The 24,226-nt window shown below is 76.0% G+C and carries 21 protein-coding genes; 14 read left to right on the top strand and 7 right to left on the bottom strand.

Annotated features, from left to right (window positions below; all coding sequences use genetic code 11):
• Window positions 1-253: 253 nt before the first annotated feature.
• Entirely contained in the window at window positions 254-529 is a 276-nt protein-coding gene (locus BMW62_RS22700) for a helix-turn-helix transcriptional regulator (protein ID WP_170852389.1), read from the bottom strand.
• A 477-nt stretch (window positions 530-1,006) separates the two neighbouring features.
• Between BMW62_RS22700 and BMW62_RS14800 the strand changes: the two genes are divergently transcribed.
• The 6 genes from BMW62_RS14800 (at window position 1,007) to BMW62_RS14780 (ending at window position 6,631) form a co-directional block, all read left to right on the top strand.
• Window positions 1,007-4,174, top strand: a complete 3,168-nt coding sequence (locus BMW62_RS14800; RefSeq protein WP_091931960.1) for an acetyl-CoA carboxylase family protein — start codon at window positions 1,007-1,009, stop codon at window positions 4,172-4,174.
• A gap of 99 nt (window positions 4,175-4,273) precedes the next feature.
• Complete coding sequence (locus BMW62_RS22695; RefSeq protein ID WP_170852388.1) at window positions 4,274-4,435, top strand: hypothetical protein; 162 nt, start codon at window positions 4,274-4,276, stop codon at window positions 4,433-4,435.
• A 104-nt stretch (window positions 4,436-4,539) separates the two neighbouring features.
• Window positions 4,540-5,172: a hypothetical protein gene (locus BMW62_RS14795; RefSeq protein WP_091931957.1), complete on the top strand. Its 633-nt coding sequence runs from the start codon at window positions 4,540-4,542 to the stop codon at window positions 5,170-5,172.
• A 63-nt stretch (window positions 5,173-5,235) separates the two neighbouring features.
• Window positions 5,236-5,400 carry a hypothetical protein gene (locus tag BMW62_RS22690; protein ID WP_170852387.1) on the top strand — a complete coding sequence of 55 codons (165 nt, stop codon included), beginning with the start codon at window positions 5,236-5,238 and terminating at the stop codon, window positions 5,398-5,400.
• 31 nt (window positions 5,401-5,431) lie between these two features.
• A complete protein-coding gene (locus BMW62_RS14785; protein WP_091931950.1) occupies window positions 5,432-5,653 on the top strand; it encodes a hypothetical protein in 222 nt (73 codons plus the stop codon).
• 21 nt (window positions 5,654-5,674) lie between these two features.
• A complete protein-coding gene (locus BMW62_RS14780; RefSeq protein WP_091931947.1) occupies window positions 5,675-6,631 on the top strand; it encodes a D-2-hydroxyacid dehydrogenase family protein in 957 nt (318 codons plus the stop codon).
• Window positions 6,632-6,943: 312 nt separating this feature from the next.
• On the opposite strand, the gene BMW62_RS14775 is transcribed toward BMW62_RS14780, so the two are convergent.
• Both BMW62_RS14775 and BMW62_RS14770 read right to left on the bottom strand, forming a co-directional pair.
• The gene (locus BMW62_RS14775) at window positions 6,944-7,723 is read right to left on the bottom strand and encodes a hypothetical protein (RefSeq protein WP_091931944.1); all 780 of its coding nucleotides are present in this window, start codon (window positions 7,721-7,723) and stop codon (window positions 6,944-6,946) included.
• Window positions 7,720-8,649: an ABC transporter ATP-binding protein gene (locus BMW62_RS14770; protein WP_091931941.1), complete on the bottom strand. Its 930-nt coding sequence runs from the start codon at window positions 8,647-8,649 to the stop codon at window positions 7,720-7,722. Before BMW62_RS14770 ends, BMW62_RS14775 begins: the two co-directional genes overlap by 4 nt.
• A gap of 162 nt (window positions 8,650-8,811) precedes the next feature.
• Between BMW62_RS14770 and BMW62_RS14765 the strand changes: the two genes are divergently transcribed.
• Both BMW62_RS14765 and BMW62_RS14760 read left to right on the top strand, forming a co-directional pair.
• Window positions 8,812-10,095, top strand: a complete 1,284-nt coding sequence (locus tag BMW62_RS14765; RefSeq protein ID WP_170852386.1) for a sensor histidine kinase — start codon at window positions 8,812-8,814, stop codon at window positions 10,093-10,095.
• Window positions 10,092-10,739 (top strand): response regulator, encoded by a 648-nt coding sequence (locus BMW62_RS14760; RefSeq protein ID WP_091932067.1) that lies wholly within the window; start codon window positions 10,092-10,094, stop codon window positions 10,737-10,739. Before BMW62_RS14765 ends, BMW62_RS14760 begins: the two co-directional genes overlap by 4 nt.
• 114 nt (window positions 10,740-10,853) lie before the next feature.
• On the opposite strand, the gene ilvA is transcribed toward BMW62_RS14760, so the two are convergent.
• Window positions 10,854-12,131, bottom strand: coding sequence for a threonine ammonia-lyase IlvA (ilvA, locus tag BMW62_RS14755; protein ID WP_211435135.1), 1,278 nt, complete (start codon window positions 12,129-12,131; stop codon window positions 10,854-10,856).
• Window positions 12,132-12,266: 135 nt separating this feature from the next.
• Here ilvA and BMW62_RS14750 point away from each other — a divergent pair, with 135 nt between their 5' ends.
• The gene (locus BMW62_RS14750; protein WP_211435134.1) at window positions 12,267-12,806 is read left to right on the top strand and encodes a hypothetical protein; all 540 of its coding nucleotides are present in this window, start codon (window positions 12,267-12,269) and stop codon (window positions 12,804-12,806) included.
• 4 nt (window positions 12,807-12,810) lie between these two features.
• On the opposite strand, the gene BMW62_RS14745 is transcribed toward BMW62_RS14750, so the two are convergent.
• Entirely contained in the window at window positions 12,811-13,242 is a 432-nt protein-coding gene (locus tag BMW62_RS14745) for an ATP-binding protein (RefSeq protein WP_091931933.1), read from the bottom strand.
• Between the two features lie 65 nt (window positions 13,243-13,307).
• On the opposite strand from BMW62_RS14745, the gene BMW62_RS14740 reads away from it, so the two are divergent.
• The 5 genes from BMW62_RS14740 to BMW62_RS14720 all read left to right on the top strand — a co-directional run bounded on the left by BMW62_RS14740 (window position 13,308) and on the right by BMW62_RS14720 (window position 17,097).
• Entirely contained in the window at window positions 13,308-13,676 is a 369-nt protein-coding gene (locus BMW62_RS14740) for an STAS domain-containing protein (protein ID WP_170852385.1), read from the top strand.
• A 10-nt stretch (window positions 13,677-13,686) separates the two neighbouring features.
• Entirely contained in the window at window positions 13,687-14,169 is a 483-nt protein-coding gene (locus BMW62_RS14735) for a hypothetical protein (RefSeq protein WP_091931928.1), read from the top strand.
• Window positions 14,094-15,692, top strand: a complete 1,599-nt coding sequence (locus BMW62_RS14730; protein WP_170852384.1) for a GAF domain-containing SpoIIE family protein phosphatase — start codon at window positions 14,094-14,096, stop codon at window positions 15,690-15,692. The genes BMW62_RS14735 and BMW62_RS14730 overlap by 76 nt, the downstream gene beginning before the upstream one ends.
• Window positions 15,626-15,898: a SpoIIE family protein phosphatase gene (locus BMW62_RS14725; protein WP_091931923.1), complete on the top strand. Its 273-nt coding sequence runs from the start codon at window positions 15,626-15,628 to the stop codon at window positions 15,896-15,898. The genes BMW62_RS14730 and BMW62_RS14725 overlap by 67 nt, the downstream gene beginning before the upstream one ends.
• 128 nt (window positions 15,899-16,026) lie before the next feature.
• Window positions 16,027-17,097 (top strand): DUF3048 domain-containing protein, encoded by a 1,071-nt coding sequence (locus tag BMW62_RS14720; protein ID WP_244524060.1) that lies wholly within the window; start codon window positions 16,027-16,029, stop codon window positions 17,095-17,097.
• Window positions 17,098-17,380: 283 nt separating this feature from the next.
• On the opposite strand, the gene BMW62_RS14715 is transcribed toward BMW62_RS14720, so the two are convergent.
• Window positions 17,381-17,998, bottom strand: a complete 618-nt coding sequence (locus BMW62_RS14715) for a hypothetical protein (RefSeq protein ID WP_091931918.1) — start codon at window positions 17,996-17,998, stop codon at window positions 17,381-17,383.
• Window positions 17,999-18,112: 114 nt separating this feature from the next.
• A complete protein-coding gene (locus tag BMW62_RS14710; RefSeq protein WP_091931915.1) occupies window positions 18,113-24,031 on the bottom strand; it encodes a DUF4011 domain-containing protein in 5,919 nt (1,972 codons plus the stop codon).
• Window positions 24,032-24,226: the final 195 nt, after the last annotated feature.

Here is a 24,226-nt window from a genome sequence, read left to right as displayed (position 1 = left end):
CACAAAGCCGCCGACACGCCGCTCGCCGGTGCTCGGGGGTGGTGGCCGACCGGCCGTCGCCGAGCGCGACTCGCGGCCCGACCACCGGGGTTGCGCCGACGGCCGGATGCCTGTGTCGGGGTCCGGTGACGGACCGCTGTCGGCCGTGTACTTCTCCGGACGGCGGTGTGGCTCAACGCTGCGTGCGTGACTCCGCCCGCGGACGTAGCCGGGTGCCGGCTGGCGTCGCGCCGCTCCGCCGGTGTTCCGTCGGTCAGCCCTCGTCGAGGTAGCGGACGGCACCCGTGGGTACCCCCGCGACCGGCTGTCCTGCGTCGTCGAGCAGTTCGAGCCGGAGCCCGGCCAGCTCCGCGGCGGCTGCGAACGCCCCGGTGCCCATGCTGCGGGAACCGGACTCCACGGCGGCCACGGTCGCCTTGGAGACACCGAGCCGGGCCGCCAGCTCCCGCTGGGAGAGGTCGGCCCGGCGGCGGATCCGCCGCAGCAGGCCGCACAGGTCGAACTCCGCCGGTACGCCGTCCTCGGTCACCGGCCGAGCCTGTCCGCGCACGGGGCCCGGCACGAGCCCATGCGCCCTTCTGTGGACAGTCACCCTCTGTCCACACCTGGGAAGGGGGACCGCGTGGAGAGGTGTTCGGCGCGCTACGCCTCTGCCCACACCGGCGGGGCGGGCGGTGACCGTGCCGGCGGGGTGGAGGCCGGTGCTCCGGCTCCGTACCCGTCCGGAGCTCCGGCGCCGTACCCGTTCGGGAGTAGGCAGAGGGTGACTGCGGACGGGGGTGTGCGGGGTCGGCGCGCTACGCCTCTGCCCACGCCCGCGGGGCAGGCGCTGACCGTGCCGGTGGGGATGGGTCCTGCCGGCGCTCCGGCTCTGTGACCGTTCCGGAGTGGGCAGAGGCTGACTGTCCCAGGGGGACCTCTGAGCCTGCGCGGGATCGGCAGCAGACGCGCCCCTGGCGGTGACCGGCACCACAGCGCGGTCCGGGGCGCATGGCAGCATCGCCGGGTGGCCCGTCTGCTGATCGCCAACCGGGGCGAGATCGCCGTCCGCATCGCTCGCGCCGCTGCTGCCGAGGGCTGGACCTCGGTCGCGGTCACCGCCGTCGACGAGCCCGACGCCCCGCACCTCGCCGCCGCCGACGAGGCGCACGTCCTCCCCGGCAGCGGGCCGGCCGCCTACCTCGACGCCGCCGCGATCGTGCAGGCCGCGCTCGCCACCGGCTGCGACCTCGTCCACCCCGGCTACGGCTTCCTCTCCGAGACCCCCGACCTGACCCGTGCCTGCGCGGCGGCCGGCCTCGCCATCGTCGGGCCGGCCGCCGAGGACCTGGCCGTCCTGGGCGACAAGGCACTGACCCGCACCCGCGCCGCCGAGGCCGGCGTGCCCGTCCCGCGCGCGGCCGACGGGGACGCCGCCGCGGTCGCGGGACTCCTCGACCACGTCGGCGCGGTCATGCTCAAGGCCCGATTCGGCGGCGGAGGGCGGGCCACCCGTGTGCTCCGCCAGGGCGAGGACGTCGCCGCGAGCCTCGAGGCGGTGCAGCGCGAGGCGCACGTCGCCTTCGGCAGCGGCGAGGTGCTCGCCGAGGAGCTGGTCGAGCGGGCCCGCCACATCGAGGTGCAGCTGCTCGGCGACGGCCGGGGCAGCGTCGTCGCGCTCGGGGACCGCGACTGCTCGCTGCAGCGCAACCGGCAGAAGGTCGTGGAGATCGCCCCCGCACCGCGGCTACCCGACAGCGTCCGCGCAGCGCTGGCCGGGGCGGCGCGCGCCGTCGTCGGCAGCACCTTCCGCGGCCTGGCGACCGTGGAGTTCCTCGTCCCCGCCGACGACCCCGCCCGGTTCGTCTTCCTCGAGTGCAACCCGCGCCTGCAGGTCGAGCACACCGTCACAGAGGAGACGCTCGGGCTGGACCTCGTGCGGCTGCAGCTGCGGGTCGCCGCGGGGGCCACGCTCGCCGAGCTCGAGCTGGCCGACGGTGCCCCGCGGCCGGTCGGCACCGCCGTCCAGGCGCGCGTCGTCGCCGAGACGGTCACCGCCGACGGCGCCATCCCCTCGGCCGGCACGATCACCACCCTCGCGCTGCCCGGCGGCCCGGGCGTGCGCGTCGACACCGCCGCCCGCCCGGGCGCCGAGCAGAGCCCCCGCTACGACCCGCTGCTGGCCAAGGTGGTCGTGCACGAGCGCGCCGGCTCGCTCGCCGACGCCCTGCGTCATCTGCACCGGGCGCTCGGCGAGGTCCGCGTCGACGGCGTCCCGACCAGCACCGCGTTCCTCCGCGCCCTGCTCGCGCACCCCGGCGTCGCCGAGGCCACGACCACCTTCGTCGAGGACCACCTCGACGAGCTCGTGGGCAGCGAGGCGCCCGCGGCGCAAGCAGGGGAGGGGCTGCGCGCACCGGTGCCCGGCACCGTCGTCGCGATCGAGGCGGCGGAGGGCGCGACGCTCGATCCCGGGGCAGCGGTCGTCGTCCTCGAGGCGATGAAGATGGAGCACGTCGTCGCGCTGCCCGCCGGCGGCACCGTGCGGCGCATCGCGGTGCGGGTCGGCGAGACCGTGCGGCAGGGCCAGCTGCTGGCCGACGTCGCGCACGCCGGAGGCGACGCCGCGGCCGGCATCGCCGCGATCGACCCCGACGCCGACCGCCCCGATCTCGCCGAGGTGCGCCGCCGCCACGAGATCGGCCTCGACGAGCACCGCACCGACGCGGTCGCCAAGAGGCACGCGCAGGGCCGGCGCACCGCGCGGGAGAACCTGGCCGACCTCGTCGACGAGGGCAGCTTCCTGGAGTACGGGCCGCTGGTGTTCGCCGCGCAGGAGCGCCGCCGCAGCCGCGAGGAGCTGCAGGAGCGGACCCCGGCCGACGGCGTCGTCGGCGGGCTGGCCGACATCAACGGCGACCCGGCCGTCGTCGTCTCCTACGACTACACCGTGCTCGCCGGCACCCAGGGCATGCGCGGGCACCTGAAGAAGGACCGGCTGTTCGAGCTGGCGGAGGCAAGAAGGCTGCCCGTCGTCCTCTTCGCCGAGGGTGGGGGCGGGCGGCCCGGCGACGTCGACCACCCCGTCGTCTCCGCGCTCGACACCGCCGCCTTCCACCTCTTCGGCCGGCTCTCGGGCCTGGTGCCCACCGTCGGCATCGCCAGCGGCCGCTGCTTCGCCGGCAACGCCGCCCTGCTGGGCACCTGCGACGTCGTCATCGCCACCGAGGACGCGAACATCGGCATGGGTGGCCCGGCGATGATCGAGGGCGGCGGGCTCGGCGTCGTCGCCCCCGAGGAGATCGGGCCGATCGACGTGCAGCACGCCAACGGGGTCGTCGACATCCGGGTCGCCGACGACGCGGCCGCCGTCGCCGTGGCCCGGCAGTACCTCTCCTACTTCCAGGGACCGGTCGCCGACTGGACCGCACCGGACCAGCGGCTGCTGCGCCACCTGGTGCCGGAGAACCGCAAGCGGGTGTACGACGTGCGTGCCGTCCTGCACGCGCTCGCGGACGAGGGCAGCGTGCTCGAGCTCCGCGACGGCTGGGGTGCCGGCATGGTCACCGCCCTGGCCCGGGTGGAGGGCGCGCCGCTCGGCGTGATCGCCAACGTGCCCACCCACCTCGGCGGTGCGATCGACGCCGACGCCGCCGACAAGGCCGCCCGCTTCCTGCAGCTCTGCGACGCCCACGGCCTGCCGGTGCTCTCGCTCTGCGACACCCCCGGCTTCATGGTCGGCCCCGAGTCGGAGAAGACGGCGACGGTGCGCCACTTCTCCCGGCTGTTCGTCATCGGCGCCAACCTGTCGGTGCCGATCGGCACGGTCGTCGTCCGCAAGGCCTACGGGCTCGGCGCGCAGGCCATGGCCGGCGGCAGCACCAAGGTGCCGCGGTTCACCGTCGGCTGGCCCACCAGCGAATTCGGGCCGATGGGCCTGGAGGGCGCGGTGCGCCTCGGCATGCGCCGGGAGCTCGCGGCCATCGAGGACGACGCCGAGCGGGCGGCGGCCTACGACGCCGCGGTCACCGCCGCCTACGAGAAGGGCCGCGGGCTCAACGTCGCCGCGCACTGGGAGATCGACGACGTGATCGACCCGGCCGACACGCGCCGCTGGATCGCTACGCTGACCCGCGAGGTGGCGGCCATGCCGCGGCCGGCGGGGCGGGTGCGCCCGCACGTCGACACCTGGTGAACCGCCCGGTCGTGTGGTTGGCGAACTGCGCGGCGGGGCACGGAGGACGACGAGCACTGCGCGCCGGCGGCAGCCGGTGCGACGACGAGGAGGCACGACATGGGAATGATGCGGAAGCTGATCGCGTCCGGGGTGGCGGCCAAGGTCTTCCAGGAGGCCAAGAAGCCGGAGAACCAGGCGAAGATCAAGAAGTTCATCGCGGACTTCCAGAAGAAGAGCGGTGGCGGCGGCGGCGGCAAGGGTCGCGGCGCCGTCCGCTGACCCCGCCCCGCACCGTGCAGAGCCGCGGAGCGACCCCCGATCCCGAGGCAGCCGCCTCGCGGTCGGGGGTCGCTCCCGTTGCGGGGTCCGCCCACGGGACCCCGGTGAGGACCCGCGAGGAGCGATGGCAGGAACGCCTCGCCCTGCCGGTCCTGGTGGCCGCGCTGGCCTCGATCCCGGCGATGTTCCTCACCGTCGCCGAGGGCACGCTGGGCACCGCCGGGCACGTCGTCGACCTGGTCAGCGGCCTGGTCCTCGTCGCCGAGACCGTCATCCTGCTCGTCGTCGCCGAGAACAAGCGCGCCTGGGTCCGCGGCCACCTCGGGCTGATCGCGCTCACCGCCGCGGTGGTCGTCGCCGTCGTCTTCGCCCTCGGCCCGGTGCAGATCCTCCGGCTGGTGCGCACCGTCGGCGCGCTGCGCATCCTGCGCGCCGGCCGCATCGTCAAGGCGGCCCGCAGCGTCAGCGACCGGATGGGCTTCAGCGGGCGGCTCGCGCACGTCGCCGCCGCCGGGTCCGGGGTGCTGGTCGCCGTCTTCGTGGGGGTGGTCCTCGCCGACCCGACCTCCCGCTCGCGCGACCTGCTGACCGCCGTCCTCGGCGACATCGGCACGCCGGCGATCGTCGTCCTGTCCGCGGTCGCCGGGGTCGTCCTCGGCGTGGCCACCTACCTGCTCGCCCGCGACCCCGGCGCGGGTGCCGACGCCGAGGACGAGGACGCGCCCGGCACCCCATGAGGCTGCCGTGACAGCTCCGGCCGCTGATGCATGGACGGCACCGGATCGGGCACCCACTCCCGCATGGGAATCCTGAGCAAGCTCGCCAAGGGCGGCATGGCCAAGAAGGTCGTGGACGAGGCCCGCAAGCCGCACAACCAGAAGAAGATCAAGGACGCGATCTCCAGCTTCTCCAACAAGGGGAAGGGCAGCGGCACCAGCGGCACCAGCGGCACCACGCCGCGCTGACCCGCGCGGGCGCCTCCGGGGAGGAGCAGCGATGACCGAGGGATCCATGACCGGCCGCCCCTACGGCGGCACGAACGACCGGTCCGCCGAGCAGGGGCTGCCGGGGGAGACCCCGGAGCACGACGAGGTCGGCGCGGCGCCGGAGCAGTCGCCGCGGGCGGCGCAGGGCGAGATGTCCGACGACGTCACCCGCAGGCCGGCCGACGGCGACGAGCCGGGCGGCATGGCCGACGCCACCGGGCCGCAGGGCTGAGCATCCGGTAGACCTTCGGACGTGCACCGCATCGCCGTCCTGGACGACTACCAGTCCGCCGCCGCCGAGTACTGCGACTGGTCGCTGCTGCCCGGGCCCGTGGAGGTCGTCGAGTTCCACGACACCGCCGCGGGCCCGGACGCGCTCGTCGCCCGGCTGCGCGGCTTCGACGTCGTCCTGGCCATGCGGGAGCGCAGCCGGTTCGACCGCGCCGTGCTCGAGCGGCTGCCCGACCTGCGGCTGCTGGTCACCACCGGCATGCGCAACAAGTCGATCGACGTCGCCGCCGCCGCCGACCTGGGCATCACCGTCTGCGGCACCGCCTCCTCGGCCACCTCGACCGTGGAACTCACCTGGGCGCTGGCGCTGGCGAGCCTCCGCCACCTGCCGCAGGAGGACGCGTCGATGCGCGCCGGTGGGTGGCAGACCACGATCGGCGGCGACCTGCACGGTGCCCGGCTGGGCGTCATCGGCCTCGGCCGGATCGGTGCGCAGGTGGCCCGCGTCGGGCAGGCGTTCGGCATGGACGTCGTCGCGTGGAGCCAGAACCTCACCGACGAGCGCGCCGCCGAGGTCGGGGTGCGCCGGGTCGAGCGCGACGAGCTGTTCGCGACCTCCGACGTCGTCACCGTGCACCTGCTGCTGTCCAAGCGCACCCGCGGGCTGATCGGCGCCGACGACCTCGCGCTGATGAAGCACACCGCGGTGCTGGTGAACACCAGCCGCGGCCCGATCGTCGACGAGGCCGCGCTGGTCGACGTGCTGCGCCGCGGAGCGATCGCCGGCGCCGGCCTCGACGTCTACGACGCCGAGCCGCTGCCGCGGGACCACCCGCTCCGCGAGCTGCGCCGGGCGGTGCTCACCCCGCACCTGGGCTACGTCACCCGCGGCACCTACGAGGTCTTCTACCGCGAGTCGGTGGAGGACGTCGCGGCCTGGATGGCGGGGAACCCGGTCCGGGTGATCGAGCCCTCATGACCGGCAGCGCCCGCCGAGTGTGACGAGCTCGTGGCGATCAGCGGGTGAGGGCCACGAGTTCGTCGCACCCGGCCGGGAGAGCCGCTGGGCCGGCCGACCCCACCCGGTGCGGCGTCACAGCCACCCGGGGACGCCGACGACCGCCAGGCCCAGCAGGACCGCGCCCAGCGCCAGCACGGCCGCCCACCCGGTACGCCTGCTCGAGCGGCGGAGCGGTGGCCAGCCGGCGCCGCCACGCCCGGCGGGGCGCCCGCCGGTCCGCACCCGTGCGGCCCGGCGGGCGCCCCCGGTCGAGCCCGGCGCTCACGACGGTCACCCGGCGTCCCGGCGCAGCAGCGACCAGCCGCCGGCGGCCAGGGCCGCGGCCGCCCAGCCGACCAGCAGGGCACCCGCCTGCAGCGCGGTCATGTCCGGCTCGCCGAGCAGCGTCCAGATCGCCCCGGTGCCAGGGAGCAGCTCGCCCAGGTCGGCCATCCACTCCACGCCGAACGCGGGCAGCAGGAACGGCAGGACGAGCTGCAGCAGGAAGACCGTCGCCAGGGCGCCGGCGGTGCTGCGCAGGAGCAGGCCGACACCGACCGCCAGCACCCCGCCCGCCGCGAGGACGGCGGCGATCCGGCCGAGGCTGCCGGCCACCTCGCCCGGCGAGAACGGCAGATCCGCGATGAACCAGGCGGCGATGTCGGCGACGAGCGCGAGCAGCACGCCCGCCGCGGTGGCGGCCGCGACCGGCACGCCGAGCCGCGCGGCCAGCAGCACCCCGCGGCGCGGCGTCCACTGCAGCGTCGGCGTGATCGCCCCGCTGGCGTACTCCTGGGTGACCGCGAGCAGCACGAGCACGAGCAGCGCGAACTGGCCGAGCATGATGCCGAACTCCCCGGCCGCCGGCGCCGGTGGCAGCTCGCCGGTGGCGGTGACGTTCTCGGCGTCGAACGCCATGACGACGCCGATGCCGACGACGGTCACGGTGGCCGCGAGCAGGCACCACCACGACGTCCGCACGGTGCGCAGCCGCAGCCACTCGGCGCCCGCGGCCCGGGCGAGGACGGTCGGGGTGCCGGGGTCGCCGACGCGGGCGGTCGTGGCGGTCACCGCTGCACCAGCTCGGGGGCGTCGCCGACGCGGTACTGGACGCTGTCACCGGTGAGGTCCAGGTACACCTGCTCGAGCGAGGAGTGCTCCTCGGCCAGCCCGTGCACCGCGGCGCCCACCTCGAGCGCGACGTCGCCGACGGTCTCGGCCGTGGCCCCCTCGACCAGCAGGTCGCCGTCGTCGGTGGGGTGCACCCCCAGCCGCCGGCGCAGCAGCGCGCCGGCCAGGTCGTCGGTGGCGGGCGTCCGCACCCGCACCCGGCGGCGCGCGTGGCCGCCGCGCATCACCTCGGCGATCGGGGCGTCGGCGATCAACCGCCCGCGGCCGATGATGACCAGGTGGTCGGCGGTCTGCTCCATCTCGCTCATCAGGTGGCTCGACAGCAGCACGGTGCGGCCCTCGCCGGCCAGGTCCCGCACCAGCCGGCGGACCCACCGCACCCCGTCGAGGTCCAGCCCGTTCATCGGCTCGTCGAACAGCAGGACGGCGGGGTCGCCGAGCAGCGCACCGGCGATGCCGAGCCGCTGCCGCATGCCCAGCGAGTAGCCCTTCACCCGCCGCCTGGCCGCGGGGCCGAGCCCCACCTGCTCGATCACCTCGTCGACCCGGCGCAGGGGGAGGCCCTGCGTCCGGGCGGCCACCCGCAGGTGGTCGCGGCCGCTGCGGCCCGGGTGCACCGCCTGGGCGTCGAGCAGCGCGCCGGCCGCCCGCAGGGGCTCGCCGAGCCGGGGGAACGGCCGTCCGCCGACGAGCGCCGAGCCCGAGGTCGGCCGGTCGAGGCCGAGGACCATGCGCATCGTGGTGGACTTGCCCGCGCCGTTCGGGCCGAGGAAGCCGGTCACCGCACCGGGGCGGACGTCGAAGGTGAGGTCGTCGACGGCGCGGACGGCACCGTAGGTCTTGGTCAGCCCGCGCACCTCGATCACGCCGGGCTCCTGGAGAAGGATCTGGTCATGACCGGCAGCCTGTCCCGCGAGAGGGACCGCGCGGATCACCCCACGGCGCCGACCTGGGTCCCCCGCGCGGGGGAGGACCGGAGCGCCCGCGCGGGGGAACCGCCGGGCGCGCCGGTCGGCGAGGATCGGGCCGTGCCTCCCTCGACCTTCCCGCGCACCGCCGCCGAGATCGCCGCCCGGCTGCGCGCGGTGGTCGCCACCGCGGCCGGCCCCGGTTGGCCGGGGCGGGTCCTCTACGCGCTGGCGGCCGTGCCGATCGGCGCGCTGTGCCTGGCGATCTACGCCGCCCTGGTGGGCGCCGTGGTCGCGGTGGTCTACGGCATCGGGGTGCTGCTGATCCTGCTCGTGCTGGCCAGCGTCCGCGGGTTCGCCGGCCTGGACCGACGACTGGCCCGGACGCTGCTGGCCGTCGACATCCCCGACGGCGAGCGGGTGCGCCGGCTGCCGGGCGTCCTGACCCCGCTGCGCCGGCTGGTCCTCTCCGCGGGTACCTGGCGGGCGCTCGGCTGGGTGGGGGTGCGGGTGCTCCTGGGGGTGGCCACGATCGCCACCTCATTCTTCGGCACCGCCGTCCTCGTCGGGCTCCTCGACGAGGTTGGCTGGAACCTGGTCAACGCGCTGCCGCTGCTGGCGCTCGCCGCCCTCGACGTCGTCGTCACCCTCGTGGTGCTGGACCTGGTCGTCCGGCTGGCCGCCTCGGTCGCACCGCGCCTGCTCGGCGCCGGGGCCGAGCAGCAGATCGCCGCGCTCCAGCAGAGCAGCCGCCGCCTCGCCGACCGCAACAAGCTGGCCCGCGATCTGCACGACACCATCGGGCACTCGCTGACCGCCAGCCTGCTGCAGGCCACCGCCGCCCGCCGCACGCTCACCCCCGCCGACGGCCGCCCGGTGCAGCCCGACTTCGCCCGCCAGGCGCTCGGCCACATCGAGACCAACACCCGGGCCGCGCTCGCCGAGCTCGACCGGGTGCTCACCGTGCTGCGTGACGGGGACGGCCCGTCCGAGGGCCCTGCGTTCGCCGCGCCGTCCCTGGCCGACCTCGACGACCTGCTCGCCGGGCTGCGCGACGGCGGCCTGCCGGTGGCCCTCGTGATCGACGGCGAGGTCGACGACGTGCCGCCGGGCGTGCAGGAGCTCGCCTACCGGGTGGTGCAGGAGGGGACGACGAACGTGCTGCGGCACGCCGGCTGCCCGCTGACCGTCGCGCAGGTGGTGCGCAGCGGCGACACCCTCGACGTCCGGGTGGTCAACGAGCGGGCCTCGCAGCTGGACAGCCGGCCGGGGCCGGGGGGCGGCCGGGGGCTGGCCGGCCTGCGCGAGCGCGCCGCGGCGGCCGGGGGCACGCTGCGCGCCGAGCCGACCCCCACCGGCGGCTTCGAGCTGTGCGCCACGCTGCCGTTGGCGGGGGCGGCATGACACTGCGGCTGCTGCTGGTCGACGACGACGTGCTCGTCCGCTCGGGTCTGCGGGTGATCCTCGAGAGCGAACCCGACCTCACCGTCGTGGGCGACGCCGGCACCGGGCGGGAGGCGCTGGACGTGGCGGCGCGCACCGATCCCGACGTCGTGCTCATGGACGTGCGGATGCCCGACATGGACGGCATCGCCGCCACCCGCGAGCTGGTCGCGCGCGATCCGCAGCGCCCGCGCGTGCTGGTGCTGACGACCTTCGAGGACGACGACTACCTGTTCCGCTCGCTGCAGGCCGGGGCCAGCGGGTTCGCGCTCAAGCGCGCCGACCCCGACGAGCTCGTCGACGCGATCCGGGTGGTGGCGCGCGGCACCTCGCTGGTGCTGCCCGATCTCACCCGGCGGCTGATCGCCTCGCACGCGCCGTCCCGTGCCCGGGGGGACGCCGCGCTGCCCGAGCTGACCGGGCGGGAGGCCGACGTCCTGCGGCTGGTGGCCGGCGGGCTGTCCAACGCGGAGATCGCCACCGAGCTGTTCCTGTCCCGCGAGACGGTGAAGACCCACGTCAGCAGCGTGCTGCTCAAGCTGCGCGCCCGGGACCGCACCCAGGCGGTCATCGCCGCCTACGAGAGCGGCTTCATGACCGCCTGAGTGCACGCCGTTCCGCGGGGGTCGAGCCGCTCCACCGGACGTCCAGCCGCGCCGTGACGCGGCTCGACGTCCGGCGGGCCGGCTTGACCCGCCCGTCGGCAGCGGCCCCGTGGCTCAGACGAGGAAGCGGTAGGCCGTCGTCCCCGGGGCCACGAGCTGGATGCGCAGCGGGCTGGCCTCGCACCGCGCCAGCAGCGCGGGCAGCCCGTCGGCGCTGCCCAGCTCGATGCCGGTGAGCGCCGCGCCGGTCTCCCGGTTGTCCCGCTTCACGTACTCGAACAGCACGATGTCGTCGTCGGGGCCGAGCACCTCGTCGAGGAAGCGGCGCAGCGCGCCGGGCTCCTGCGGGAACTCCACCAGGAAGTAGTGCTTGAGCCCGCGGTGCACCAGCGACCGCTCGATCACCTCGGCGTACCGGCTGACGTCGTTGTTGCCGCCGGAGAGCAGGCAGACGACGGTCTGCCCCGGCTCCACCTCGACCAGCCCGCCGCTGACCGCCGCCGGGGAGAGCGCACCCGCGGGCTCGGCGATGATCCCGTCGGCCTGGTAGAGGTCGAGCATCTCGGTGCAGATCTGCCCCTCGGGCACGGTCAGCAGCTCGGCGCCGGAGTCGCGCACCAGGGGGAGGGTCACCGCGCCGACCCGCCGCACGGCCGCGCCGTCGACGAACGTGTCGATCTCCGGCAGCTCCACCGGCTCGCCGGCGGCCAGCGCCGCCGCCATGCCCGCCGCGCCCGCCGGCTCCACCCCGACCAGCCGGGTGCCGGGGGAGTGCCGGCGCAGCCACGTGCCGCACCCGGCCAGCAGCCCGCCCCCGCCGACCGGCAGGACGACGACGTCGGGTGCGCACCCGAGCTGCTCGAGCACCTCCACCGCCACCGTCGCCTGCCCGGTCACCGTGCTCAGCGCGTCGAACGCCGGCACCAGCGTCGCCCCGGTCGTGGCGGAGTCGGCCGCGGCCGCGGCGGCGGCCTCGTCGTAGGAGTCGCCGACGACGACGAGGGTCACCATGTCGCCGCCCAGCGCTGCGATCCGCTCGCGCTTCTGCCGCGGCGTCGTCCCGGGCACGTAGACCCGCCCGCGCACCTGCAGGGCCCGGCAGGCGTAGGCCACCCCCTGCCCGTGGTTCCCGGCGCTGGCGCACACCACCCCGGCCGCGCGCGCGGCGCCGTCCAGCCCGGCGATGGTGTTGTAGGCGCCGCGGATCTTGTAGGAGCGGCCCACCTGCAGGTCCTCGCGCTTGAGCCACACGTCGGCGCCGGTGAGCCCCGAGAGGCGGGCGTTGCGCTGCAGCGGGGTCTGCGCGGCCACCCCGGCGAGCCGGCGTCCCGCCTCCCGCACCGCGGGGGAGAAGTCGTCGGGCGACGCGTCGTCGCGAGGAGTACCGCTCACACCGCCCATCGTCGACGACACGCCCCCGAGCCGGAGCGGGAGGTCACGGTTCGGTGCGTGATGTGCCCCACGGGGTCGCGCGCGGGCCTACGGTCGTCGCCCCCCTTGGAGGCGGCGCGCGAGGCGGTGAGGTCGGTGGCCGGAGCCCTGGTCGTCTACGAATCGGTGTTCGGCGATGCGAGACGGGTCGCGATGGCCGTGGCCCACGGGTTGTGCAGCCGGCTGGAGGTCGACGTCGCCTGCGCGCGCGAGGCCCCGATGCTGCTGCCCGCCGACGTGCGGCTGCTCGTGGTCGGCGTGCCGACGCACGCGTTCGGCATGCCGCGCCCGGCCACCCGCGAGGGCGCGGTCCGGGACCACGCGGCGGGGGTCCCCGACATCACCTTCGGCCTGCACGAGTGGCTGGATGCCGTCCGCCTGCCGCGCGGCATCCAGGCGGCGGCCTTCGACACCCGCACGGACCACCCGGTGCTGCTCACCGCGCTGGACCACGCGGCGCGGACGGAGGAGAAGCTGCTTCGCCGGCTGGGCGCCACCCTGGCCGCGCCCGCCGAGCACTTCCTGGTCGCCGACGTCGCCGGACCGTTGGTCGACGGCGAGGAGGACCGTGCCCGCCGGTGGGGGCAGGCACTGGCCGAGCTCGTGGCCCCCCACCGCATCCCGGTCCGCGGCTGACCGGTCAGCGCGGGTCGAGCAGCCGCAGGTGCGGCTGGGTGACCAGCCGCTTCTCGAAGGTCACCCGGTGCCGGCCGTCGTCGTCCCGCACGAACTGCAGCTGGTCGACCAGCGCCCGCATGAGCACCAGCCCGCGCCCGCGGTCGTCCAGGGGGGAGGTGGGGGCGTCCGCGGCGGTCGCGGGGTCGAACCCGGCACCGTCGTCCACCACGCTGATCCGGCACGTCTCGTCGTCGATCGCGACGTCGACCTGGTAGGCCTCGTGGTCGGCGGCGTGGTCGACGACGTTCGCGCAGGCCTCGGTCAGCGCCAGGACGATCTCGTCGACGACCGCCTGCGGGACGGTCAGGTGCTCCAGCGCCTGCCGCAGCAGACCGCGCACCAGCGGCACGCTGTGCGCGTCGGTCGGCAGGCGCACGCTGAAGTCGATGTTCATGGCCGTCCAGCCTCCTCCTGCGCGGTGGCCTGCCCTCGGACGTCCGGGACGACGCGCTGAGGGAGGTGAACGGTGCTCTTCGACGTGGAACGTGCGACGGTCGCCGGGCGTCCGGCCCTCACCGTACGGGTGAGCTGGACCTCGCGACGGCCCCGCAGCTGACGGAGGCCGCCGAGGCCCTGCTGAGCAGCGGTTACGCGGGCATCGTGGTGGACCTGACGCCGACGGTCTTCCTCGACTCCTCGGGTTCCCGCACCCTCATCGCCATCGCCCGCAAGGCCGCCGCCGCAGGCGCGGAGCTGCACGTGGTGGCCCCGCGGGGCAACCGTCCCGTCCGGCTGCCGATCGACCTGCTCGACCTCGGCGCGGTGGTGCCGATCGTGAACTCCGTCGGCGAGGTGCCCAGCCCCGCCGTCAACCGCGACGCCACGTGACGTCGCCGCGGTGACGAGCTCCGCGGCCGGCCAGGCGCCCACCGGCGACGAGGAGGCGCTGGCCCGCTGCGCCGACGAGCCGATCGCCGTCCCCGGTGCGGTGCAGCCGCACGGCGCGCTGCTGGCGGTCAGCGAGCCCGATCTCGCGGTGGTCGTCGCCTCCGCCGGCGCCGCGGACCTGTTCGGCGGCCCGGTCGCCGGTCGCGCCCTCGACGAGCTGCTCGACCCGGCCGACGCCGAGCGCCTGCGGGCGGGGCTCGCCGGTGACCTCGCCGAGCTGAACCCGCTGCGGGTGCGCGTGGGCAGGGAGGACGTCGACCTCGTGGTGCACCGGGCCGACGGCCTGCTGGTCACCGAGTGGAGCCGGTCCGGGGCGCGGAGGAGGCCGGCAGCGCCTGGCACCGCCGGCTGCCCACGGTGCTGCAGCGGCTGTCGGCCGGCGCCACGCTCGACGAGCTGTCCGGCGTGCTCGCCCGCGACGTGCGCGCGCTGACCGGCTTCGACCGGGTCATGGTGTACCGCTTCGACGCGGAGTGGAACGGCGAGGTCATCGCCGAGGACCGCCGCGCGGACCTCGAACCCTTGCTCGGCCTCTGGTTCCCGGCCAGCGACATCCCCGCCCAGGCGCGGGCGCTGTACGCGACCAACTGGATGCGGCTGATCCCCGACGCGACGTACCGGCCGGTGCCGCTGGAGCCCCCGACGGTCGGCGGGCGCACCCTCGACCTCTCCGGCGCCATGCTCCGCAGCGTCTCGCCGGTGCACCTGGAGTACCTGGCCAACATGGGGGTGGGGGCCTCGATGTCGGTCTCGCTGGTCGACCGGGGGAAGCTGTGGGGCCTCATCGCCTGCCACCACTACGCCGGTCCGCACCGGCCCTCCTACACCGACCGCACCGCCGCGGAGTTCCTCGGCCGCCCCGCCTCGCTGCTGCTGCCGACGAAGGTGGACGCCGGCGAGCAGGGCGGCGTCGTGCAGGTGGCGCAGCGCCAGGCCGAGCTGGCCGCGGTCATCGGCCGCACCCCGCGGGGCCTCGCCGCGGCCCTCGCCGACGGCGAGGTCACCGCGCTGGACCTGCTGCCTGCCGCGGGCGCCGCCGTGCGGCTCGGCGGCCAGCTGCACCTCCTCGGGACGACGCCCCCGGCCGAGCGGATCGGCCCGCTGGTGCACGACCTGCTGGCGGCCGGGGTCCGCGCCACCGACGCGGTGGGCCGGGTCGTCCCGGCGGCGGCCGACCTCGCCGCCACCGCCAGCGGCGTGCTGGTCGCCGAGGTGGCCGGTGGCCGCGGTGACTACCTGGCCTGGTTCCGGCCGGAGACGCTGCGCGAGATCACGTGGGGCGGCAACCCGCACACGTCCAAGACCGCGCAGACCGACGCCGGGCCGCGGCTGAGCCCGCGCCGGTCGTTCGACGCCTGGAGCGAGACGGTGCGGGAACGGTCGCAGCCGTGGCTCGACCACGAGGTGGCGGCGGCCTGCGGCCTGGCCGCCCTGCTCACCGCGACCGCCGCGAACCGGGCGACGGAGGACAACCGGCTGGCCACCGCGCTGCAGCGCACGCTCCTGCTGGAGCAGCTGCCGAAGGTGCCCGGCGTCGACCTGGCCGCGCGGTACCTGCCCAGCGAGGACGACGTCGTCGGCGGTGACTGGTACGACCTGGTGCCGCTGCCCGGGGGCCGGGTGTCGGTCGTGCTGGGCGACGTCGCCGGGCACGGGCTGGCCGCCGCGGCGATCACCGCCCAGCTCCGGCACGCGCTGCGCGCCCACCTGCTGCGGGCGGCCGGCCCGGCCGCTGCGCTCGACGGGCTCAACCAGGTCATCGGCGCGCTGCTGCCCGGGAAGCTCGCCACCGCCGTCGTCGCCGAGCTCGACCCGGCGACCGGTGAGGTGGTCATCGCCAACGCCGGGCACCTGCCGGTGCTGCACGCCACCGGCGGCGGCGCCGGTACCTGCACGAGGGGCGGGGTCCCGCGCTCGGCCTGCTGGACGCCGCCGGTTACCGGGAGACGCGGCTGACCCTGGCCGGCGACGACCGCCTGCTGCTGGTGAGCGACGGGCTCGTCGAGCGCGGGCCCGGTGGGCTGAGCACCGGGCTGGACGAGCTGCGCGCCGCCGTCGCCGGCGGCCCGGTGGCACCGCAGGCGCTGCTCGACGCGGTGCTCACCGCCCTGGACCCGCCGCGCACCGACGACGTGACGCTGCTGGCCCTGGCGCGCACCTGAGCCGGGTCACGGCCGCGACACGATCCGGCCGGCGGCGGTGCGGCGCGGCAGGGGAGCCGGCGCCCGCGCCCTAGCCTCTCGCGGACGACCGGCGTCCGGCGGTCGGACCGTCGACCGGGGAGCCGCCAGTGCCGCCGACCGCCTTCCGTGCTCCCCGCCGCCGGGGCCGCCGGCTGGCGGCCGTGCTGCTCGCCTCGGTCGCGCTCACCGCCTGCGCGGGGCCCGCGGCCCCGGCCGCCGCACCGACGACGACGACGCCGGCCCCGCCGCCTCCGCCGCCCCCGCCCCCGCCGGTGCTGTGGCCGCTGACCGGGGTGGACAGCGCCGGCGCGTACGCGGAGCGGCCCGCCCTCGCGGTGAAGATCGAGAACTCGGTCGACGCCCGCCCGCAGACCGGCCTGAACGCGGCCGACATGGTGTGGGAGCAGGTCGTCGAGGGCGGTATCCCCCGCTACGTCGCCGTCTACCACTCCACGGTGCCGGCGGAGATCGGGCCGGTGCGCTCGGTGCGGCCGATGGACCCGGCGATCGCCGCGCCGCTGCGCGGGGTGTTCGCGTTCTCCGGCGGGCAACGCCCCTACGTCGACGCCATCGCCGCCGCAGGCCTCCAGGTGGTGAGCCGCGACAGCGGCGCCGGGGGCTTCCACCGGCTGGCCGGGCGGTCGGCGCCGCACGACGTCTACGCCGATCCGCACGCGCTGCTGGCGCAGGCCGACCCCGCCCACCTCGCCGCGCCGCCCGGCCAGTTCCTGCTGGCGGCCGACGGTGCGCAGGCGAGCGCCGTCCTCGCCGGGGCGCCCACCGGCGTGGTGGACCTGAAGCTCTCGGGCATCAGCCGGCCGAGCTGGACGTGGAGCCCGCCCGAGGGCCGCTGGGTGCGAACCGAGGCCGGGACCCCCGCGGTCGAGGCCGACGGCACGCCGCTGCGCGCCACCAACGTCGTGGTGCTGCGGGTGGAGGTGGTGAACACCTCCGCCACCGACCCGGCGGGCAACCCGGTGCCGGAGACGGTGATGGTCGGCGGGGGAGAGGCGCTGGTGGCGACCGGCGGGAAGACGCTCGCCGCCACCTGGGCCAAGGGCTCACCGGCGGACCCGGTGGCCCTGACCGGCCCCGACGGCAACCCGGTGTTCCTCGCCCCCGGGACGACCTGGGTGGAGCTGGTCCCGGTGCGGACCGGCGCGGTCACCCTGCGCTGAGCCCGGTGTGCGCGCGGCGGCGCCGGGGATGGTGACCACCTGTGGGTAGTAGCGCTCTGCCCACCCGGGCGGGGCAAAGGGCTGCTGGGGTCGGGGCGGTTCGGTGCTCTGCTCCGGTTCCGCCCACCCGGGCGGCGCAGGGGGCTGCTGCCCGGCCAGGTCCCCACCCCGATCGGGGACTCCCGCGGAAGCTCTGCCTCTGAGTGCACGGTGCACTCAGAGGGAGAGCATGCCGGGGTGGTGCGCTGCCCACCGCCGGGTCGGGACCGAGCGGACGCCGGGGTCACACCGTCTCGGGTACCCGCAGGTGGGCCAGGACCAGGTCGAACTCGGCCATGCCGGTGATCTCCATGCCGAGCTCCCGGGTGATCTGCTCGCGCATGCCGCGCACCGTCTCGGCCGAGGCCTCCATGTCGTGCCGGCTGGCGTACGTGGCGGCGAGCGCGCCGAGCCCGGTCCGCCGGTCGACCAGGAGGCTCACGCTGCAGAAGCCCGGCAGCTCGTCCAGGCGCGGCAGCACCCCTGTCCGGACCGCATCGACCGAGCGGTCGGTGTCCGCCGGGTCACCACGGGTCCAGGTGACCCGGGTGCAGGCACCCTCGGGCGCCTCGCTGCGCCGGTGCAGCAGCGCGATCTCCCACTCGTCCACCTCGGCCACCGCGCCGAAGATCTCCGCGGCGTGGTTCCGCATGTCCCGGATGCTCTCCGCGCTGGCGTGCATGGCGCTGTCGTCGGCCCACGCGGTGGTGACGATGCACCGGGCGCCCGGGCGGTCGCAGACCATCGACAGCCCGACGCAGCCGCTCATCCCCTGCACCGCCGGCATGACGGTGTCCCGGACGTAGGCGATCCCGTCGTCCATGTCGCGGACGTTGCTCATCGTGGTGGACCGGGCGTACATGCCACCCACTCCTCTCGGATCAGGCGACGCCCCTGCGGCATCGCCGCGACCCCCACTGTCCTCGCCGCGGACCCGGCTGTGAACCGGCTCCGGCGTCCCGACCGCGCCGACCGGTCAGCCCGTGAGCAGGCCGTCGGAGGACTCGGTGAGCCGGCCGGCGTCCAGCGCGGCAGCCAGCGCCTTCTCCAGCACCGGGGTCACCGACGCGGCCCGCCGCTTGTAGCCGAACACCGTGGCGGTCGCGGTGAGCAGCTCCTCGCGCCGCATCCCGGCCGCGGCCCGGCAGAGCGCCGCCATCGCGTTGGCGATCTCCTCCGGCGCCACGTGCTCGATCGGCCGGTCGGTGCTCGACACCTGCCGGCGGAACCCGGTCCAGGTGGCCCGGTCGACCCCCTCGGGCCACAGGTGGTCGCCGTCGACGGCCGAGGGCGGCAGCAGCGAGAGCAGCACCTGCTTGCGGGCCTCGGTGGCCCGGTTGAGGCCGAACGCGCCCACGGTCAGCTTGGCCAGCCGGTCGACGTGGATGGGCCCCTCGGCCTTGATGCCGGCGACCAGCACCCGCCGCACCGCCCGCGCGGCCTTGGACACCGGCAGCTCGTCGAGCACCGACTTCTCACCCGCGGTCTTCGGGATCCACGGCACGAACGGCGTCTCGCCCTCCAGAGCGGGGGCGGCCGCGGGCTTCGCGGCCGCGGCCGGCTTCGGCGCCGGACGGGCGGTCACCGCGGGCACCGCCATCGAGGTCACCGAGGAGCGCAGCGCCGCCACGCCCTTGAACGACTCGACGGCGGCCGTGGGCAGCGGCACCGGCGTCACGGCCGGCCGGCTCGGCACCGGGGCCGCGTCGAGCGCGGCCACCAGCCGGTCGACGACGGACGCCGGGTCGGCCAGCCACGCGGGCAGCCACACCCGCTGCACGACCGGCCAGCGCAGCATGTCGCCGAGCACCTCCGGCGGCAGGCCGTCCCGGTCACCGACCGTGCCGCGGCGCGCCCAGGCCGGCCCGTCCAGCAGCACGGCCATGACCGGCGTCGCGGGGTCGGCGGGCCGGCTCACCGAGAGGTCGACGCGGAACTCCGAGAGCCCGACGTCGGTGCGGACCACCAGCCCGCGCTGGCGCAGCGCGGTCGCGATCTGCTCGCGGTGCCGGTCGACGACGGCGGCCGACCGCGGCGAGCGGGGCAGCACGTCGGTGCCCTGCTCGGCCATGTCGAGGTAGGCCCGCAGGTGCTTGATGCCCACCGAGGAGGTCTCCTCGGCCCGCAGCTGCGCGGGGTCGAAGGAGGAGAAGACGACGACCTGGCGCCGGGCCCGGGTGATCGCGACGTTCAGCCGCCGCTCGCCGCCCTGCCGGTTCAGCGGGCCGAAGTTGAGCGGCAGCGTGCCGTCGGCGGTGGGGGAGAAGCCGGTGGAGAAGAAGATGACGTCGCGCTCGTCGCCCTGCACGTTCTCCAGGTTCTTGACGAACAGCCCCTCGCCGTCGGTGCGGTCCAGCGCGGCGGCCAGCCGGTCGTCGTCGGCGTCGCGCAGCAGCGCCTCGATGTAGGACCGCTGCTGGGCGTTGAAGGTGACCACGCCGATCGAGGGGACGGCGTCGATGCCGTCCCACTGCGGCACCGCGTCGAACCGGCGGCGGATCTCGGCGACGATCGCCTTGGCCTCGACCGGGTTGGTGCGCAGCAGCCGGCCCGCTCCGGAGCGGTGGAACGTGCCGGGCACCCGCACCAGCGAGACGCCGCGCCCGTCGGCCTCGGCCGAGGCCCGCCCGTGCGTGGGCGCCGGGAAGGAGGAGAGCCGGCTGTCGTAGTACTGGGCGTTGGAGAAGGCGATGAGCGACTCGTCCTGGCTGCGGTAGTGCCAGGAGAGCCAGTGCCGCGGCACCCGTGCCTGCACGCACTCGCCGAGGATGGACTCCTCGTCCTCGACCGCGGTCTCCACGACCTCCATCGGGTCGTCGCTCGCGGTGGTCGTCGGCTCGAGGAACGACGTCGGCGGCATCTGCTTGGAGTCACCGACGACGACGGCGGCCTTCGCCCGGCCCAGCGCACCGATGGCGTCGGCCACCCGGATCTGCGAGGCCTCGTCGAAGACCACCAGGTCGAACTGGCCGGCCTTCGCGGGGAAGAAGCGGGCCACCGAGTCCGGCGACACGAGCACGCACGGCATGACGGCGGTGACCAGCTCGCCGTACTGCGCGAGCAGCTGGCGCACGCCCAGCCCGCGGCGCTGCTTGGCCAGCTCCCGCTGCAGCGCGCCGACCTGGCCGGTGCCCATCGCGGCGTCGAAGGGCCGGGCGGCGAGCACCGACGCCGGCAGCACCTCGGTCAGGTGCGCGCGCACCGCGCGCGAGGCGTCGGTGAAGCGGACGATCGCCGCCTCGTGGGCGTCGACGTCGAAGAGGTCCAGGCCGGTGGCGTCCAGCCGCTCGGCGACCGACGCCGTCGCCAGGCCGCGGTCCAGCGCGCGCACCGCGTCGTCGGCGGCGACCGCGCCGGTGATCAGCATGGTGCGGGCGTCGAAGAGCCCGGCGTAGCGCAGCGGCTCCAGGGTGTCGAGGAAGGAGACCCAGCGGCGCAGCGACATGAGCACCGAGTTCTCGACGCCGCGCTCGGGGCGGGTCATCGACCAGCGGAGGACCAGGCCGTCCTCGCCGGCCCAGGCGGCCAGCTGGTCCGAGGAGCTGCGGCAGACGGCCAGCAGCGAGACGACGGCGTCGCGCAGCCGGGCGACGGCGGCGGCGGGTGCCGGCGCGGCGGGCGTGCCGGCGACGATGAGCTTGCGCAGCGCCACGTGGAAGGCCGAGGAGCCGTCGACGGCGGTGCCGGCCCGGCGCAGCCACTCGACCTCGCGCTCCAGCAGCCCCGGATCGGTGAACGGGTTCCAGGCCCCGGGGACGGAGAGCCCGGGGACCGAGTCGACCCGGCCGGCGATCGCCTGGACCGCCGTCTGCACCCGCCACAGGTTCTCCACCAGCAGCGGGACGTCCTTGGGGCGCACCTTGGCCCCGGGACGCAGGCAGCCGGCGATCTCCTCGCGGACGGCGATCAGCCGCTTGCGGCGGCCCCACCAGCCCGACGCCGCCGCCGTCTGCGCGCGCACGTAGACCTCGGCCAGCGGCAGCCCGAGCACCTCCGGTTCGGCGACGTCGAGACCGGGGTGCCGGAAGGCCGTGAACGCGGCCACCTCGCCGAGCACCGCGCCCGTCGCCGTCGTCCAGCGGCCGCTGAAGGTCTCGTCGAGCACGTCGAGGCCCACCGGGGGGCCCGAGAGCAGGTGGACCAGCGCGTCGAGGTCCTCGGGCGTGCGGGCGTGGCGCAGCACGCCGCCGAGCTCGGGGAAGCCCGCGGCCTCCCGGACGGCCGCGTCCACCTCCGCCGCCGCCTCGCGGGCCGCCGGCAGGTCGATCTCCGGGGAGTCGACGAACGCCCACGGGTGCCGCGGCGAGGGCCGGGTGAGGTCGGCGATGTCGGGCAGCAGCGCCAGCGCCCGGCGGACCGCGGTGAGCACCTCGGCCGGCGCGTTCGCGACGAACGGCTTGGGCACCGGGAGGGCCGGGACGTCGGTGCCGGCGGTCAGCTCAGCGGTGCGCGCCGTGTAGAGCGACAGGCCGGCGGCGTTCTCGGCGTGCAGCCGGTCGGCGTAGCGGGCCAGCTGGCGGCGGGCCGAGCGCAGCCGCTCCCCGTCGGCGGCCAGCCCCTGCTCGTCGACGGCGACGGCGTGCTCCAGCGCCAGCCGGATCTGCGCCCGCACCATCGAGGCGCGGGACCCCTTGTCGTGCAGGTCGAGGGCGAACATGCCCATGCCCACGGCGTCCAGCCGCCGGGCCACGACGTCGAGCGCGGCGCGCTTCTCGGCGACGAAGAGGACCCGCTTGCCGTCGGCGACCGCGCGGGTGAGCAGGTTGGTGATCGTCTGCGACTTGCCGGTGCCGGGCGGGCCCTCCAGCACGAACGTCCGGCCGGCGGAGGCCTCGGCGACGGCGCGCAGCTGCGAGGCGTCGGCGGGTACCGGCAGACGGGCGGCCAGGTCGTCGAGGTCGACGTGGGCGCCGGAGTCGCGGGCCGGGTCGAGGAAGGGCTCGGTCGGCTCGTGCACGAGGTGGTGCACCAGCGGGTTGCCGGCGAAGTCGCCCCAGTGCTCGTCCAGGTCCTTCCACAGCCGGTACTTGGCGAACTGCAGGATCGCGAGGTCCGCGGTCGCCTCGACCCGGTAGGGCAGGCCGTGGCCGACCAGCCCCACCCGGACCGCCTCCAGCGCGCGCTCCAGGTCGGGGGTGCTCTCGGCGGTGTCGCTGAGCGCGGGCACCACGAGGCCGTGCACCTGGCGCAGCTTCTCCAGCAGGCAGTAGTTCGGGGTGCTCGCGCCGGACTCGTCCAGCGACAACCGGTAGGACCCGGTGCGGCCCACCGGCGCGAGCACGACGGGCACCAGCAGCAGCGGCGAGCGCAGCGGCCGGCCGTCCAGCTCCCACACCAGCGAGCCCAGCGCCAGGTACAGGTTGTTGGCGCCGGTCTCCTCCTGCACCGTCTTCGCGCGGTAGGCGAGGTTGCGCAGCCGCGGCAGGTACCCGCCCTCGGTGACGTCGGCGTGCACCTCGCGGCGCTCGACGAGCAGCTCGGTCAGCTGCTCGGCGGGCAGCTCCCCGGCGCCGGTGAGACCGCGCTCGGTCTGGACGGCGGCCAGCCGGTCGCCGGGGAGGAGGGTGATCGGGGTGCCGTCGTGGAGGAAGTTGTCCAGGATCGGCAGCGCGGTCGCGGGCAGGGTCAGCGGCAGCCCGGCGCGCTCGGTGTAGTTGATCAGCCGGTTGCGCAGGCTCAGGTCGAGCAGCGCGTTCTTCCACTGCTGCACCCGGGGCGGGGCCTCGGGGCGCTGCGGTGATGCGCTCGCGGGCGGGGCGGGGAGCGCGGGGGCGCCGTGCTCGGCCGGCCGGTACTCGACGACCTGCAGCAGGCCCTCCGGCGTACGGGCGCGCGCCGGCAGCGGCAGGATGCCGTCGCGCCGGGCGCGGTGGACGTCGGTGACGCCGAGGACGCGGTCGAGCTCGCCGGCCAGCCAGCGCTCGTGGGCCGGGGTGTGCAGGTCGGCGACGGGCTCGCCCCCGCCGGTGAGGAGCGTGGTCTCGACCAGGCCGATCAGGCCGAGGTCGACCAGGTTGGCCAGCGGCGCGGCGTCAGTCGTGGCGGCGGACTCGGAGCTGCGCTCCTCCCGCCAGAAGCCGAGGAAGGCGTGCGCCCCGCCGGCGCGGCCCCCGCCGGCGCCCTCGGCCAGCCACAGCAGCGGCCGGATGCCGGCCTGCTCCAGCGCGGCGGCGAGGAGGACGACGGCGTCCAGGGGCGTGGCGACGCGCCAGGTGAGGACGTCGCCGGGCGAGCGCACCTGCTGACCGAGGTCGGCCCAGCTCAGCGGCGGCTCGGAGTGGCGCACGCCGCGGCGGCGCAGGACCTCGGCCAGCGCCGCGACGACCTCGTCGACCCGCTCGGCGGTGGCCGCGTAGCCGACCAGGGCGCCGCTGCCGGTCCGCTCCTCGAGCAGCCCGGCGGCCTCGGCGACCAGCCCGGTGACCGCCGGGTGGTTGGGCATGACGTGGGCGGCGAGCATCTCCAGCGCCAGGGGGAGCGGGCTGGCCAGCCACTGGTTGGCGGCGAGCACCTGCACCGGCGCGGTGGCCTCGCCGACGAGCACGTCGTCGTGCCACAGCTCGACGTCGACCACGCCGGGGCGCTGCTCCTCGACGTGCAGCATCGCCGCCGGGTCCATGACCAGCCCGATGCCGGTGAGCACGGTGGTGCGGCCGCCGTCGACGTCGGCGAGCAGCTCCACCGCCTGCGCGATGGGGCCCTCGGCGTCGCGCACCGCCAACCGCACGGTCGCCCCGCGCAGCGTGTGCCCGGAGGTGAGCGCCAGGCGCGACACGACCGGGATGCGGTTGTGGGCCAGCGCGTAGCTGAGCACCGGGGTGGAGGTCAGCTCGATGGAGACCACCGTCGGCGGCGCGACGACATCACCGAGCTGGATGTCGGCAGGGCTCTCCATGTCACCTGTCTACCGGGTCGGACGGACTGGTCCGCCCATGGTCCCCGACGGGAGGGGCGGATGTGACGGGAGAGCCCGAACGTTGCCGGGGATCACTGATCCGGGGCCCGCCGACGGTTCCGGTCCGGGGCGGTCCTGCCGATGGCGCGCGGCCCGTGGGCAGGGACATGCGGATCCTCTGCCTCTGAGTGTTCC

This window comes from Blastococcus sp. DSM 46786 (assembly GCF_900109665.1).
Classification (GTDB): Bacteria; Actinomycetota; Actinomycetes; order Mycobacteriales; family Geodermatophilaceae; genus Blastococcus; species Blastococcus carthaginiensis.
The sequence above is the reverse complement of the archived record's forward strand: the minus strand, read 5'-3'. Positions and strand labels throughout refer to the sequence as shown.